Source organism: uncultured Gulosibacter sp., from assembly GCF_963509965.1.
Lineage (GTDB): Bacteria > Actinomycetota > Actinomycetes > Actinomycetales > Microbacteriaceae > Gulosibacter.
Map to the genome: position 1 here is coordinate 371087 of NZ_CAUPDE010000001.1, position 15010 is coordinate 386096.

Below are 15010 nucleotides of genomic sequence, written 5' to 3' on the forward strand. Positions count from 1 at the left end.
AGCCGGCAGTTGTAAACGACGGCAACGCTGTGGAGGAAATACAGCTATGAAACTGCGAGCCCCGCACATCATCGGTATCGGGCTGCTCATCGTTGGCATAGTCGCGGTGCTGGTTGTGCAGTTCACGGGCATTGGCCGCAGCGGCACCGGCGCGTTGGGAGCGCGGCACACGCTTGTCGAGGGTGTCGTCGGCTCCGAGAAAGTCGCGTTCTTCCAAGACCCACAAGTGCAGCGAGTGTTTGCTGAGCACGGCTACGAGGTGCGAGTGTCGAAGTCGGGTTCGTGGCGCATGGCCGAACTCGACGGCCTCACCGACTTCGATTTCGCTTTTCCGGCCTCTGAGATCGCCGCCACGCATATCGCCACCACACACAAGGATGCGGTGCGCAGCACCCACAAGCCATTCTTCTCACCCATGGCGATCGCCACCTTCAAGCCGATCGTTGAGTTGCTCAGTGCCGCAGGTGTTGCATCCCAAGATGCGGATGATCGCTGGCAGATCGATATCGAGGCCTACCTCAAGCTCGTAGAGTCTGACACCCGCTGGCGCGATCTGCCCGGTGCCGACAAGCTCTACAACTCGCCGCGCACGGTAATGATCACCTCCACCGATATCCGCACCTCAAACTCGGCCGGTATGTACCTGGCGCTCGCCGCCTACGTGCTCAACGACCAGAATGTGGTCAGCGACCGAGCTCAGGCCGACGCCAACCTCAAGCTGCTCACCAAACTCTTTGTTGGGCAGGGCTATGCGGGTTCGTCGTCGACCGCCCCATTCGACGACTACCTTTCACAGGGTATGGGAGCGGTGCCGATGGTGATGGTGTACGAAGGCCAGTTTCTTGAGGAGCAGCTGCACGACAATTCCCGCATCACCGAACAGATGGTGCTCGCCTATCCGTCACCCACCATCTTCTCGGTGCACACCGGGGTCACGTTCAGCGAGGACGGCCAGGCCGTCATGCAGCTGCTCGAGACCGACCCCGAACTGGCGAAGCTGCTCGCGGCCCATGGTTTCCGCCCGCAGGGATCCAATGCCGGCGTTTTCGACAGTTTCTTGCACGACAACAAGCTCGCCGACACCTATCCGAGCAGCTCGTCCTTCGTGAATCTCGCCGTCGAGCCGAGCTACGAAATGCTCGACTATCTGCTCGGCAAGATCGGTGAATCGTACGCCGTCTCGGGTGCCCCGCCGGTGCGTCCCGAAGAAACCGATCTGACTTCTGTGCCCGCACCGAATCACCCTGGAGACAAGCCATGATCGCGCAATTCGCAAAGAAACTGCAGACGCCGTGGCGACGCCTGCTCGCTGCATTTGCCTGCTTGTTTGTAGTGCCCGGAATGCTCACTTCGTGCGCCCTGTTCGGCGGAGGTGACACTCTGCGCGTGCTCGCCGGTAGCGAGGTGAAAGACCTAGAGCCGATCCTTGAAGAGATGACGCGCGAAACCGGTGTCAAGATCGAGTTCGAGTATGTAGGCACCCTCGATGGCACCGAGATGCTGTTGAACACCCCCGACAATGATTGGGATGCGATCTGGTTCCCATCAAATCGCTACCTTTCGCTTTTCCCCGAGGGGGTTGACGTGGCCGCCTCGAGCGAGTCGATTATGCGCTCGCCGGTGGTGCTCGGTGTGCGCCAGGACGTGGCCGACCGGCTCGGCTGGAGCGACGACTCCCAACCCAGCTGGCGAGATGTTGTCGACGCCGTAGGACGCGGTGAGCTCACCTACGGTATGACCAGCCCAATCGCCTCCAACTCGGGATTCACAACCCTGGTGCAGCTTGCCACCGCGATCTCGGGCACCGGCACGGTGCTCGAACCGGGCGATATAAGCAGGGTGCTCCCCGACCTCAAGAAATTTGCCGCTGGCCAGCAGCTGGCTTCGGGCTCTTCGGGTTGGCTCGTCGAAAAATATCTCGAAAACCCGCAGGCTGTTGATGGCATCTTCAACTACGAGTCGGTGCTGCGCGGGGTCAAGATAGACAATAAACCGCTGCACATCGTGCATCCCTCTGACGGTGTGATCACCAGCGACTATCCGCTGACGCTGCTCAAGGGAGCCGATGACGCCACCCGTGAAAAATACGACCAGGTCGTTGAATATCTACTCAGCGATAGCGTGCAGCAGCGCATCACTGAGCAGACCCATCGCTACACCTCATATACACCCAAGAGCCAGTCACCGGCCCCCGTCTACGAGCTGCCGTTCCCCAACCAGCTCGGCACCGTGCAGGATTTGCTTGTGGGTTGGCTCAGCGAAGCGAAAAAGCCTTCGAACATGGTGTTTGCTATCGACACCTCGGGGTCGATGGATGGGGGCGGCAGAATGCAAGAGCTACGGCAAGCCCTCGATGTGCTGTCGAGCCCAGGCGCCGAGGACGGCTCGTCGGCAAGCTTCCTACGACTGCAGCCGCGCGAGACAATCACCTACCTCGAGTTCTCGCACGAGATCAAGAGTGAGCTAACGGTGACGATTCCCGAAGACGACGCCGGGCGCCGAGACAAGCTCAACGAAATTCGATCACACACCGCCAGCTTAGACGCCAACGGTGGCACCGCCATCTATGACGCGGTCCGACGCGCCTATGAGGATATTGACTACGGCAATAGCGACCAGTTCAACTCGATCGTGCTGTTCACCGACGGCGAGAACCTCGACGGAATGCAGGCTCGCGATTTTACAAACTGGTACCTCGAGTTCGTCAAGGCTCACCCCCAGGCGAAGAACGTGCCGGTGTTCACTGTGCACTTCGGTGACTCGAATCGTGACGAGCTCGAGTCGCTGTCGCAACTCACCGGCGGCAAAACTTTCGATGGTACCGGCGACTCGCTTGCATCAGCATTCCGTGAGATTCGCGGATACCTCTAGTCTGAAACCGTCAATGATGCAGAGTTCAAAGAAGGCAAAATCACCGCAGTGGGTTGCCCCAGCCGCCGTGGGCGGTGTGGTCGGCGTTGGTTCAGCGCTGGGGTCAATGTTGCTGCTGTCATTCGCGGCCCCGGTGGGGATAGCCGTCGGGCTCATACTCGGCGTCGGCGCGGCACTCATGTTCACGCCGCTGGCACCAAAGCCGATCGCGATCGCTGCCAAGGTCGCGCCAACCACCGTTGAAGAAACGCTCAGCGAGGTAGCCCGGTCGACCGACGAACTCGATCTGGCACTGTCGCGGCTTGAGAGCCGACCGCTATGGCACAATTCGTCGCTGGATGAAAAGCTCTACCAGCTCACGAACGGAACTCGCTCGCTGGCACGAATGCCAGAACTGCGTAATCGTGCTGTTATGGACGGCGCCATTCAGATGCTCTATACGCTCGCGACCGACTACCTGCCCACTATCGTGAACCTCGCGATTGAAAACGACCGGATGCACAGCACCTTTTCGGGCCAGAAGTCACGTCGGCAGGTGGAGCAGAACATCACCGAGCTTGAACCCCAGGCCGATGTGCTCGGTGAAGTGCTCGACCGTATCGAAACCGATATTGTGCAAGGCACAACCCACTCGGTGCATGAGCACGCCGAGTTCCTGAAGGCACGATTCCAGGAAGTTGGTACCGAGTCGGTGCTTAATTTAAACAACGCCATTCCGTCGGGCACTAGCGAGTAGCTGCCCGCATATCCCACCAGCTGAGGAGACCAAGTGAACGAGAAACTCACTCCCCCGAGCCCTACTGAGCTCGCCCCGATCGAGGCTAGCCCGGCCGTTGAACCGGTCGCGTCCGACGCTGCCGGCGGGATGCTTCCCGATATTGATCCCGAGACCGCTCTCGATCTGCGCAACCGTGCCAACGCGTGGGTAAACAACATCTCGACGCTGAAACCAAAAACGCCCGAGTACACCGAGCAGGTGCGTGCCATCCAGGAAGTTGCGCGCACCGAAATCCGCACCTCGGCAAACACTTCGCAGCGGTTCCTCGAAAAGTCGCTGGCACAGTCGAAAGCAGCCGGCGGCGACGGCCACGCCGTCGAGGTATCGCGTTCGCTGGCCGATCTACGCAATACCGTTGAAGAGCTTGCACCTGAAGAGCGCAAGTTCGGTTCACGCTTCTTGCGGATGCTGCCCGGCGGCAAACAGGTGCAGCGCTACTTCCGCAAATATGAAAGCAACCAGGAGCAGCTCAACACGGTTCTGCTTGCCCTCGACCGCGGCCAAGATACGCTGCGTAAAGACAACGCTGCGCTCGGTGTCGAACGCAAAGCGCTGTGGGAATCGATGGTGCAGTTGAAGAAGCTGTCGGGGCTACTCACCGAGCTCGATAATTCGGTGGTTGAGAAGATCGCTTCGCTGCAGGCTTCCGGTGAGGCTGAAGCCGCCACCGCGATGCAGAACGATGTGCTCTTTGCGATTCGGCAGCGCCATACTGATGTGCAGACCCAGCTGGCGGTGAGTGTGCAGTCGTACCTGTCGATGGACCTCATCCAAGACAACAACCTGAAACTCATCGACGGTGTTGAGCGGGCAAAGACCACCACCATGACCGCGCTGCGCACGGCCGTCGTGGTTGCGCAGGCGCTTGAGAACCAAAAGATCGTGCTCGACCAGATCGACGCGGTCAACAACACCACCAACGACATGATCGACCGCACCTCGCAGATGCTGCGTGACAACACCGCTCGCATTCAGGAGCAGGCGGTCAACTCGGGTGTTTCGCTCGAAACGCTGCAGCGTGCCTACGACAATGTGTTCGCCACTATCGACCAGGTTGAAACCTTCCGGGCCGCGGCGAACAACCACTTCGCGCAAACCATTGCCAACCTCGAGCAGCAGGTCGAGCGGGCGAACCCGTATCTCGAACGATCACGCGAGAATCAGCTCTCGCGTGAGGGTGACAATTCGGCACAGCGCCAGCTCGACAGCGGTAATCTGCCGCCCGAACTGACGATCTAATCGGCTGCGGTCACGCGCACGGGCCCGCATCCCTGTTGTTTGGGATACGGGCCCGCCGCCTATCTCATTGGCCGTTACGACTGTTCGGCACGCTGTTTGCCGATCGTGCAGTCTTCGCCGCGCCCGGGTTTGATGACTGTGTCGTCACCGAGCGGAAATAGCCGTTTGCGCACCGAATATTCCATGGTCGAGTAGTCGCTGCCTCCCTCGGGTGTGGCGTAAGGTCCGCTGGCAAGCAGTGTGTCGCCGGTGAACACGACTCGCAGTTCCGGTGCCGAAAGGCATACGGTGCCGGGGGCATGGCCGGGTGTTTCAAGCACTTCGAGGGTCACATCGCCCACGTGAAATTGTTGACCGTCAACAAGTTCACCCTCGGGGTCAATGCGGGGATGCACTTCACGCCACTGATCGAGCGCGTCGGCATGCAGGTAGACGGTGGCGTTGGTGCGCATCGACACCTCTTGGGCCGCCTCAATGCAGTCGCGGTGTGCGTGGGTGCAGATAATCGCGAGCGTTTCACGCCGCCCAACCGTGTCGAGCACCGCATCCGTATCCGCGCCGGCGTCGATGATGACGCATTCTTTGTCGTCGCCAACAATCCAGCAATTGCATGGCAGCACAGATTCCGATTCGTGGTGGTCGGATGCGCTGATGCTTTGGACGCGGTCGATGCGGACGGTCATGTGGCCTCCGGGGTAGACGAATCTGAGCACCGGAACGTTACCAAAACCAGGCAAGAGGTGCCCAACTTTGATAACAGGTACAACTATTTCGGTTGCTTTTCACCCTCGTCGGGCTGCTGTTGGCTGCGCTCCTCGGCGGTCACTATGGCAGCCACCGCCACCAGTGGAATCCAGACACCAAAGATCGAAGCGAGTAGGCCCAACGTCAGCACTGTGCCGTCAAGGTAACTCGGCAGACTCAAAAGGTTGAACACCGCTGGAGCTACGACACCGGTTCCTAGCGCAGCCTGCCAGATGGCGCGCGTGCGAGAACTTCTCTTCAGCGCGATTGTAAAGAACAAGTGGAACACAACCGCCGTGAGGGTGGCAGCACCCAGCATGATCCAGCCGAAAAGGATCAACCAGCCAAGTTCGCCCCCGAACGCAACAACAAACGCCATCAGCATCACGAATAGCGAGCCAGCAAAAACACCCCAGCTGGTCGCACCCGCGCGGGGTTGGCTTGCATCGTCCTGCCTATCCATGAGTCAGAGCATAGAGCGATTATGGCCACTTTCGCGCAGCTACGCAGATACGAATAGCGGCACCCCACCAAAGGGGGTGCCGCTATCGAGATTCGATGCCCCGGCCTGAATCGACCGGCGGTAATGAGCGTGAATCTACTTCTTGTCGTTGAGCAGGTCGTTCACGCCATCCTTGACGTTCTCGACGCCCTGCTTCACCTTCGACGAGAGCTGGTCTGCCTGGCCTTCGTGCTTGAGCTCTTGGTTGTCAGTCGCCTCGCCAGCTTTTTCTTTGCCTTTGCCGACAAGCTCTTCGGCCTTGTTCTTAGCGTCATCAATGAAACCCATACTGTGCCTCCTCAGTTCAATGTGCACTGCGGTTGCAGTGGTTCTACCCAAACAGACCACCCTGGGCGAGGCTCTCAGATTTCGCGGTAATCAGACTGAAAGGTGATTCTGTTGGTACCGAGATCGGCTCGGGCGTGCGGCAGGTGGCGCTTCCTGACCATCTCCTCAACGTTGAGGATCGACACAGCAGCAGTGAATCGGCGACTGCGTGTTGGAACCGCAAATGGTAGTTATTTCTTCACACTCTCGGCGGCCTCACGTCTCGGGGTAATAACGTTGAGTGTTCTGGTGTAGCTCTAGCCTTGCCGGCGCTACGCCCTCATGGAAAGGACTCGATGATTCCCCTCGCATCCGAAGCCGTTTCGCAATCCCAAGCGGGCAGTGCCGCACTGTCGCACGATGTCGAAGTTTCTCTTGATCCCGCTGCCATGGCTGCCGAAACCCACGACGTTGAGCAGCTCAGCGGATTTGCTCGCCAAATTGACCGTGCACTGGCGGTGCAGCGGCCCCTGGCGATCGCATTCGTGCGCCGTTTGCGCCGGAAGTGTCCGCAGGCGACTCCTGCCGATCTGCTGCCGATTGCCGAACTCTGGTTCCGTCGTTCGGCAATGGGAACAGGCGGCGGTGTTGGTGCCGCCGCGATTGTGCCCGGTGTGGGTACAGCTACCGGTGTCGCGATTGCCGCGGCCGAAGTGTTGAGCTTTATCGAGTTGACGGCGCTGTTTGCCATGACCGTGGCCGAGATGCACGGTGATGCCACCGATGATCCGCACCGAGCACGCACATTAGTGATGGCGCTGTTGCTCGGTGACAACGGTAAGCGCATCATTCGGGAGGTTGCGGCCGGGCAGGATGCGCGGGGCCTGTTCGAGAGTGCGGTTTGGGGAGAACTTGTCACTCGGGCGCTGCCCGATGCAGCCGTGAATGAACTCGGCCGGCAGCTTCGTGAGGCGTTCGTCAAGCGGTTCGGTCAGCGTCAGTTTGGCGGAGTTGCCGGTAAAGTGCTGCCCTTTGGTGTCGGGGCAGCCGTTGGCGCGCTCGGGAATCGTTCGCTTGCCAACGAGGTGATCAAGAACGCCAAGACTGCGTTCGGCGCTCCCCCGGCAGACTTTGTGGGACCTGTGAGCGACGAAGTGTTACGGGCGGTGAAGACCGCGCGCGACGAGCGCCTGCTCGAACGGGCCGCACAGTGTGCCGAACGACGGGCCGCTGCGGCTCGACGTGTGGCTGAGAAACGAGTGCGTCGTGACGCCGCAAGAAAGCGCGTCGACACCGACGGCCGAAGGTTTTCGCTCACACTGCGCCGTCAGTCGAGGCGGAAGCCGTTACCCCAAGAGTCGACAACTGACAGCGAATAGAGCGCCCCGTTACATCCGCAGTTGCTCGAGCTGCTCGCTGCACTACTCGGCAACCTGTTCGAGCTCATCCCGCGCGGTTTCTAGCACCACGTGATTGAGCCGTTCCAAGTTTCGGATGGAATGGCGACCGACTGACAGTAGAGCGCGTAAACGAAAACTGTCGCCACAGCAAGAACGGCGTCCAGACACCGTCGACTATTACCGGGTTCATCCTGGTGTCTGCTTTGATGTTTCCCGATCGAGTTCACAAGTAGCCGGAAATGTCTCGGCCCCGACCAGACTTGCTGGTCAGGGCCTGAATTGGTTGCGGGGCAGGATTTGAACCTATGATCTCCGGGTTACGTGCATCAATAACCCCGATTTCGGCAGCGCCAAGCTGGCAACACTCCAGCCGAAAAAGCCATCACCACGAATTCCAGTCAGCCACGCACACACATAGACGCTCACGCAACCGGCCGACAAACAGTCCCAGCAGCTACGCTCCGGCATGAATATCGTACTCCTCAAATTGGCGACGCAGTTCGTCTGGCTCATGTGACGGCCCGATGCCTAGGTCATACCAGACCGGATCACGGACTGGCCCCTCGAAATAGCAAGAAAGCAGGTAGTCACGCCGATCCGGATTCCATGCATCACCTTCAGTTCCGTAGATACCCACCGCAAACACCCCATCCTGGCGCTGATAAACCACCGACTCCGGCTCCGGAGCCAACTTGTCACGCGAATATCCACCAGGAACCGCATCGGGTCCGATACTTTTCGTCTCCAACAGATCCAAACAGATCTCATATGCATTATCCGCATTTACCACTTCTCCAGCGTCACCGCCCGGAGTAGTCGGTTCCGAAGGAGCACCAGACTCCGGTTCAAGCGGCGCCTCAGTACCGGACTGCTCCCGGGTAGGTGACGGGCTCGCAATCACCGACGGCGCCCCAGTCTCGGGCGCCGACGAAGAAACAGCACACCCAGTCAACGACACCATCGACACCCCGGCAAAGAGCACCGCACACATCCGCCGCCGCAAACACGACACCCCAACCACTGCCATCATGAACCTCCCCCCTTAGGCCCCAAGAGTACTCACGTGCTCTGCTGTGGCACTTTCCTTTCTCTGATCCGTCTCACCAAAGAAAGCTGATAACGAACGAGGTAAAGTATTCTCAACTTACCGATAGTTGAGAATTGAGGTGGTCTGGTTGGCCTCCCAAAACGTATCGATCCCGCCGATTACGTGGTCCGAGCAGGTGTGGCATCCTCAGGCCGGCCGTTATACCGATACGGCCATGATCCCCGACTACGGGCGCACCTATCGGGCCTTGGTTCCGCCGCGAATCGCTGACCTCCAGGTGCGAGTTCCAACTGTGCTCGCACAAGAGCTTGACGATGCTGAAGCGGCGCTGCGCAACTTTGACACCCAACATGGCATCGATATCGCACACTTTGCCGCATTGCTATTGCGCAGCGAAGCACTATCGTCGTCGCAGATCGAACAGGTGGACGCCGGAGCACGGCAGGTGCTTGCAGCCGAGATTGGTGAGTCATCTCGCACAAATGCGTTGCTGATCACTTCGGCCAGCCGCGCCATGCAAACTGCCTTAAGCGACGACACCCCGGTCGATGCGGCACTCGCCCAGAGAATCCACCTCGCACTGTTGCACGACTATCCGCGCGCCCATCCCGGTGAGTATCGGACCGAACCGATTTGGGTCGGCGGGCAAGAAGCGACTTCACCGCTGACTGCCGAGTTTGTTGCGCCACCCGAAAACCTTGTGCCCGAGCTCATGGACGATTGGGGGGCATATGCTGCTCGTCGCGATATCCCACCGCTTATCCAGGCGATGATCGCGCACGCACAGTTCGAAACGATCCACCCGTTCAACGATGGCAATGGCCGCACTGGGCGAGCGCTGCTCCAGGCAATGCTGCAACGTCGCCACGTTGCCACCCGAGCCGTTGTTCCTATTTCAAGCGGATTGCTCGCAGATACGAACAAATATTTTGACGCACTCTCCGCATATCGAAATCAAGACGCCGCACCCATCCTCTCCGCTGCAGTCGAAGCCACCCACCGCAGCATCGCGAATGCTCGGCAGCTGGTTGCCGAGGTCCAAACGATTCAGGCACGCCATGTTGAAGCGGCCCAGGCACGTCGCGGGTCGAGAACAGCACAGCTCATCAGCTTTGCAGCGAAACAGCCAGTGTTCACGCCACGGTTAGCAAGTGAACAGTTAGGAGTTCGCCCCAGTAATTTGCAACGCGACCTCGACCGACTCGTTGCTGCCGGCATCCTACGAAAGTCGGCAAGTGAGCACCGAGGCGGCGGCAAAGTGTATCGCGCTGATGACTATCTTGCCGCACTCGATCGGTTCACGGCTCGAGCGCGTCGCTCGCCCGCGAAGTGATCGTGTGGTTCCAACGGCCCTCGTGCTCGGAGGCGGCCAGTTTTTTGCGCAACCGTCAAGCTAAAACGAACCAATACAACAGCGACTGCCCTGCCATCGATCTCCCGGGCCAGCAACAGTAGCCGGTAGCGCAAGTAGCGAGGAGTTCAACGGAACAAAACGCGGCCAGGAGTGCTGTGGGTGCATCCTGCACCCGAAATCTTCCGCTGAACTCACGAGCACCAACCAAAAACAGCCCGGAAAAGGTCTCGGCCCCGACCAGACTTGCTGGTCAGGGCCTGAATTGGTTGCGGGGGCAGGATTTGAACCTACGACCTCCGGGTTATGAGCCCGGCGAGCTACCGAACTGCTCCACCCCGCGGCACATCAAGCGACTATACCGGATGGATACGGGAAAGTCCAATATCGTTCATATTGCAGCCCGGCCAGGCAGCTCAACACCAGAAAAATCAGTCTTCCCGCACATCCTGCAACCGGCCGCGCCACTGCGCCCACAGCACCACCGGCACAGCGAGCAGCCCCGCAACCCCACCAATCACACTGAGCGTCGCAAAGCTGGCTCCCGCCATGATGAGACCCGACACTCCCCCGCCAGCAGCACCCGCCAGCGAAATCGCCACATCGATCGTGCCCTGTATTTTAGGCCGCGTGGCGGGGGTGGTTGCATCCACCACCAGCGCGGTGCCCGCAATCAACGTGAAATTCCACCCAACACCAAGCAGCACCAGCGCAGTAATGAGCAGCGCCAACGAATCGCCCGGCGACATCGCCGCCACAACACCCGAGGCAAGCAACACGAGCCCACCAAGCACCGCCATCAGCACGCGACCGAATCGGTCGACCATCCTGCCGGTCACAAGCGAGGGCAGGTACATCGCCCCGATATGCAGGCCGATCACCAGCCCCACATGCTCATAGCCGTGCCCGTGGTGCCCCATATGCACCGGCGTCATGGTCATGATCGCCACCATGCTGATCTGTGAACACACCATCACCGCCGCACCAACATAGGCGCCGGCGCCAACACCGGTTACGGGCCCACCTGCCGCCGAAGCAACCACAACCGGCGCATCCGTAGCCCCAGTAATCTGCTTCGCCACCAAAAACGGGTCGGGGCGCAGCAACACCAGCAACACCACACCCGCACTCAAAAACGCCACCGCCGCCAGCAAAAACGGCCCCGAGTGCCGAGGAAGACCCAATTGCAGCGCCAAGCCTCCAAGCGGAACAACCAGGTTCGGGCCCAGCACCGCTCCAAGTGTCGTGGCGACCATCGCCACACTCACCGCCGTGGCACGCTGTGCGGGCGCGGCCAGGTCGGTGCCCGCATACCGTGCCTGCAGGTTTGTCGACGTGCCGGCACCGTAAACAAAAAGGGATGCAAAAAGCGCCCAAATATTTCCGGATGCGGCCGAGATCACCACCGCAATGGCACCAATACCACCAGCCGCAAAACCCAGACCCAAGCCCACACGACGGCCAAACCGCTGCGTCACCCGACCCACCAGAAATGCCGAGAGCGCGGCGCCCAGTGTGAACAACAGTGTCGGCAACCCACCAAAGCGTTCAGAGCCGAGCATTTCGGTGGCAAGCAGTGCGCCAACGGTAATGCCGGCAGCGAGGCCGAGCCCGCCAAGCACCTGACTCACCACCACAACGATGAGTGTGCGCCGCTGCAGTCGTTCGCGCGCCACCGGGTCGACGACTACCTCCGCAGCGAACCGTTTCGTATCCATGTAATTCTCCCGTGGCCGGTGTCCCTCGCCTGTTCGCACAGCGCATCCAAAAACAAGTTTGGCGGCAGAACCACACAAGTTCTGCCGCCAAACTCACATCGCTATGGTTTGATGCGTTTTTCTGCCTCGGCTGCACGCTCGAGCGCATCGGTCATGCGCTTGTCAGCTTCGGCCGCGCCCACCAGGTCGTTGTTCTCGTAGGCCTTGGTGCGGTCTTCGAGCGCCTGGCTGGCATCGTTCAATGCCTGCTCAAGATCGGCCCGGGCATCGCCACTGGGTGCGCTCGGGGTCTCGGTAGCCCGGGGAGTTTGCGGCTTTTCGGGTTCGGGGTCAACCGGTGCGTCATCTCCTGTTTCAGGAACCTCGACATCGGGGTTGTCGGCCTGGCTTTCGGTGTTGGAGTCGCCCGCGGTAGTACCCGAGTCGCCACCGAAGAGTTTGTCGAGCGCCTCATCAAGCGTCGACTCAAAGGCAATGTTGTCACCGAAGGCAACCAGCACACGCCGCAGCAGCGGATAGCTGGTTTCACCGGTCGACTCAACATAAACCGGCTGCACATACAGGAAGCCATCACCCATCGGCAGCGTCAGCAGGTTACCGCGACGCACTCGCGTCTGCCCGCCGCGCTCAAGCAGGTTGAGTTCGGTGGCCACCTCGTTGTTCGAGTTGAAGATGTTCTGCACCTGGCCGGGGCCGTTCACTGAGTCGTTCTGAATGTTCAACAGGGTGAGCCGGCCATAGTCTTCGCTCACCTTGCCGTCGATCGAGCCGGCGTCGGCGTTGGCCGACAGATATCCGGTGAGCACGTTACGCGACTGCTGCCCCTGACGCACATACGGGATGTAGGTCGAGTACAGCGAGAATGCTGGGTCGTGGCCGGGCATGCGCATGGTCATGTAGTACGGGGGCTGCTTGGGCCGCTCACCCTCACGCTGCCAGGTCGGCTCACTCGGCAGCTGCCACGCATTGTTCTGGTTGTAGTACTGGTTTGCGTCGGTCACGTGGTAGGTGGCCAGCACCGAACGCTGCACCTTAAACAGATCTTCCGGGTAGCGAACGTGGCTGAGCAGCTCGCCCGACATCTCACTCACCGGCTTCACCGTGGCCGGATACACCTTCTGCCAGGTCTGCAGAATCGGGTCGTTTTCATCCCAGGCGTAGAGGGTCACCGAACCGTCGTAAGCGTCAACCGTCGCCTTGATCGAGTTGCGCATGTAGTTCACCGTGTCGCCACTGCTGAACCGCTGCGGAGTGTTGGTGTCAGCAATCGCCTGCGAGATCGAAGTCTCTGACGAATACGGATAGTTGTTCGTCGTGGTGTAGCCGTCAACGATCCACACGATGCGGCCGTCAACCACCGACGCATACACATTGCTGTCGAGCGTGAGGTACGGCGCTGCCGCTTGCACACGCTGGGCCGGGTTGCGGTCGTAGAGAATCTGCGACTGCTCATTCACCGCATCCGACAGCAGAATCTGCTCAGAACGGAACTTCACGGCGTAGACGATGCGATTGAACCAGTTGCCAAGGCTCGGGCCGCCCTCACCACGGAAAGTGGTATAGGTCTGGGCCGCGCCGTCTTCGCCGGTGACATGGTCGAACTCGCGGTGGTCGCTGCCCTCGGGCGCGCCCACAACCGAGTATTCGGGCGAGTTCTCGCCAAAATACACGCGCGGTTCGAACTCACCCAACTGGCCCTGCTGTGGCATTCCGGATGCGAAAAACAGCGGCTGCCCGTCGGGGCCGCGCTGATTACCGTAACCGGCTACCAGACCGTAGCCGTGGGTGTACACCGTCGCGCGGTTCACCCACGACTGGGCGTCGGCGCCGAGCCCATCGATGTTGATTTCACGCACCGCCATGACCGCATCCTGCGTTTTACCGTCAATGGTGTAGCGGTCAACATCAAGCTGCTTCGGGAAGGCATAGTAGGCCTTCTCTTGCTCGAACTGTGCGTAGGTGGGTGATACGAGAGCGGGGTCAAGGATGCGAATATTCGCGGCGGTTTCAGCGTCTTGCCGCAACTGGCCGGGCTCAGCCGTGGTCACACCGGCGTACGGCACCACCTCAACATCATCCACGCCATATGCGACTCGGGTGGCATCAATGTTGTGCTGAATGTATTCAGTTTCGAGCTGCTGCTCGTTGGGGCCCACCTGTAGCTGTTGCACACCCCACGGGTAGGCGAGCGACACCACGAGCCCCACCACCACGAGCGAACCCACCCCGATGGCCGGCAGCCGCCAGCTGCCCACCACCGCGGCGAAGAAAAACAGCAGCGCCACCACCACGGCAGCGCCGGCGAGAATAGCGAGCCCGGGGATATTCGCGTGCACATCGGTGTAGAGGGCACCCGCCCAGCGGCCCTGGTCTTGGGTGAGCCGGTCGTAGCGGTCGAGCCAGAAGTTCACGCCCTGCAGCAGCACGAACAGACCCGCCAGCACCGCCACCAGGATGCGGGTGGCTTTCGAAATAATCAGCTGGTTACCAGTGATGCGGATGCCGCCGTACAGGTACGAAACCGCCACTGCCAGCACCAGCGACACCAGCAGCGCCGCCGAAGCGAACATCGCAACCCCGCGCCAGAACGGCAGCTGGAAGACGTAGAACGACACGTCGAGCCCGAAAAGCGGATCGGTCTGACCAAACGGCGTCGAATTAAAAAACGCGAGCACTGCCGGCCAGGCGTTGGCGGCGGCCATACCCGCGAGCACACCCGGAATGATCGGCACGATCAAGAACACGACGCGGCGCACCGGCTCCAGCATCTTCTGATATTCGTTGAGCTGCTGCGAGAGTTTCGCGTAAACGGGACGGGTTCGGTAGGCAAGCTGCGTTACGAGGTATAGCGGCACCACCATCGCCACAAAGCCGATAACGAACATCACTGCGCTCGAGATCCAGCGGGTGAGCAGCACTCCCTTAAAGCCAAGCTGGTCAAACCAGAGGTAGTCGGCGTAGTAGTTGGTGAACCAGAAGAACACCACTACCAGCGCGATCACAACGGCGACCGTCACCACCAGCGGTGTGAATCGGCGTGTTGTATCGCTATTTGAGGCGGCAGCCGGGCTGGGTACCTGAGAAGAGCTCAC

Annotated in this window: 12 protein-coding genes and 1 tRNA gene; 6 read left to right on the forward strand and 7 right to left on the reverse strand. The window is 60.2% G+C overall.

The features are described 5' to 3' along the window. The first annotated feature begins 46 nt into the window (after window positions 1-46). Genes RQ865_RS01725 through RQ865_RS01740 form a run of 4 tightly spaced genes read left to right on the forward strand, consistent with a single transcriptional unit; the run spans window position 47 to window position 4888 of the window. Window positions 47-1261, forward strand: a complete 1215-nt coding sequence (locus tag RQ865_RS01725; protein ID WP_311476928.1) for a hypothetical protein — start codon at window positions 47-49, stop codon at window positions 1259-1261. Then, a complete protein-coding gene (locus RQ865_RS01730) occupies window positions 1258-2871 on the forward strand; it encodes a substrate-binding and VWA domain-containing protein (RefSeq protein WP_311476930.1) in 1614 nt (537 codons plus the stop codon). Before RQ865_RS01725 ends, RQ865_RS01730 begins: the two co-directional genes overlap by 4 nt. Window positions 2872-2884: 13 nt before the next feature. Further along, window positions 2885-3607 (forward strand): hypothetical protein, encoded by a 723-nt coding sequence (locus RQ865_RS01735; RefSeq protein WP_311476933.1) that lies wholly within the window; start codon window positions 2885-2887, stop codon window positions 3605-3607. Between the two features lie 33 nt (window positions 3608-3640). Further along, a complete protein-coding gene (locus RQ865_RS01740; RefSeq protein ID WP_311476934.1) occupies window positions 3641-4888 on the forward strand; it encodes a toxic anion resistance protein in 1248 nt (415 codons plus the stop codon). 74 nt (window positions 4889-4962) lie between these two features. Here RQ865_RS01740 and RQ865_RS01745 read toward each other — a convergent pair whose 3' ends face one another. The 3 genes from RQ865_RS01745 to RQ865_RS01755 all read right to left on the reverse strand — a co-directional run bounded on the left by RQ865_RS01745 (window position 4963) and on the right by RQ865_RS01755 (window position 6422). Further along, complete coding sequence (locus tag RQ865_RS01745; protein ID WP_311476936.1) at window positions 4963-5571, reverse strand: MBL fold metallo-hydrolase; 609 nt, start codon at window positions 5569-5571, stop codon at window positions 4963-4965. A gap of 83 nt (window positions 5572-5654) precedes the next feature. Next, window positions 5655-6095, reverse strand: a complete 441-nt coding sequence (locus RQ865_RS01750; protein ID WP_311476938.1) for a hypothetical protein — start codon at window positions 6093-6095, stop codon at window positions 5655-5657. Window positions 6096-6230: 135 nt separating this feature from the next. Further along, window positions 6231-6422 (reverse strand): CsbD family protein, encoded by a 192-nt coding sequence (locus RQ865_RS01755; RefSeq protein ID WP_311476940.1) that lies wholly within the window; start codon window positions 6420-6422, stop codon window positions 6231-6233. Between the two features lie 335 nt (window positions 6423-6757). Between RQ865_RS01755 and RQ865_RS01760 the strand changes: the two genes are divergently transcribed. Continuing rightward, a complete protein-coding gene (locus RQ865_RS01760; protein ID WP_311476942.1) occupies window positions 6758-7780 on the forward strand; it encodes a hypothetical protein in 1023 nt (340 codons plus the stop codon). A 475-nt stretch (window positions 7781-8255) separates the two neighbouring features. Here RQ865_RS01760 and RQ865_RS01765 read toward each other — a convergent pair whose 3' ends face one another. Further along, window positions 8256-8831 (reverse strand): hypothetical protein, encoded by a 576-nt coding sequence (locus RQ865_RS01765; RefSeq protein WP_311476943.1) that lies wholly within the window; start codon window positions 8829-8831, stop codon window positions 8256-8258. Window positions 8832-8976: 145 nt separating this feature from the next. Between RQ865_RS01765 and RQ865_RS01770 the strand changes: the two genes are divergently transcribed. Continuing rightward, window positions 8977-10182, forward strand: a complete 1206-nt coding sequence (locus tag RQ865_RS01770) for a Fic family protein (RefSeq protein WP_311476945.1) — start codon at window positions 8977-8979, stop codon at window positions 10180-10182. A 284-nt stretch (window positions 10183-10466) separates the two neighbouring features. On the opposite strand, the gene RQ865_RS01775 is transcribed toward RQ865_RS01770, so the two are convergent. The 3 genes from RQ865_RS01775 to RQ865_RS01785 all read right to left on the reverse strand — a co-directional run bounded on the left by RQ865_RS01775 (window position 10467) and on the right by RQ865_RS01785 (window position 15010). Continuing rightward, window positions 10467-10543: transfer RNA gene (locus RQ865_RS01775), tRNA-Met, on the reverse strand. Between the two features lie 88 nt (window positions 10544-10631). Continuing rightward, window positions 10632-11918 carry an MFS transporter gene (locus RQ865_RS01780; RefSeq protein ID WP_311476947.1) on the reverse strand — a complete coding sequence of 429 codons (1287 nt, stop codon included), beginning with the start codon at window positions 11916-11918 and terminating at the stop codon, window positions 10632-10634. Window positions 11919-12019: 101 nt separating this feature from the next. Next, a complete protein-coding gene (locus RQ865_RS01785; RefSeq protein WP_311476949.1) occupies window positions 12020-15010 on the reverse strand; it encodes a UPF0182 family protein in 2991 nt (996 codons plus the stop codon).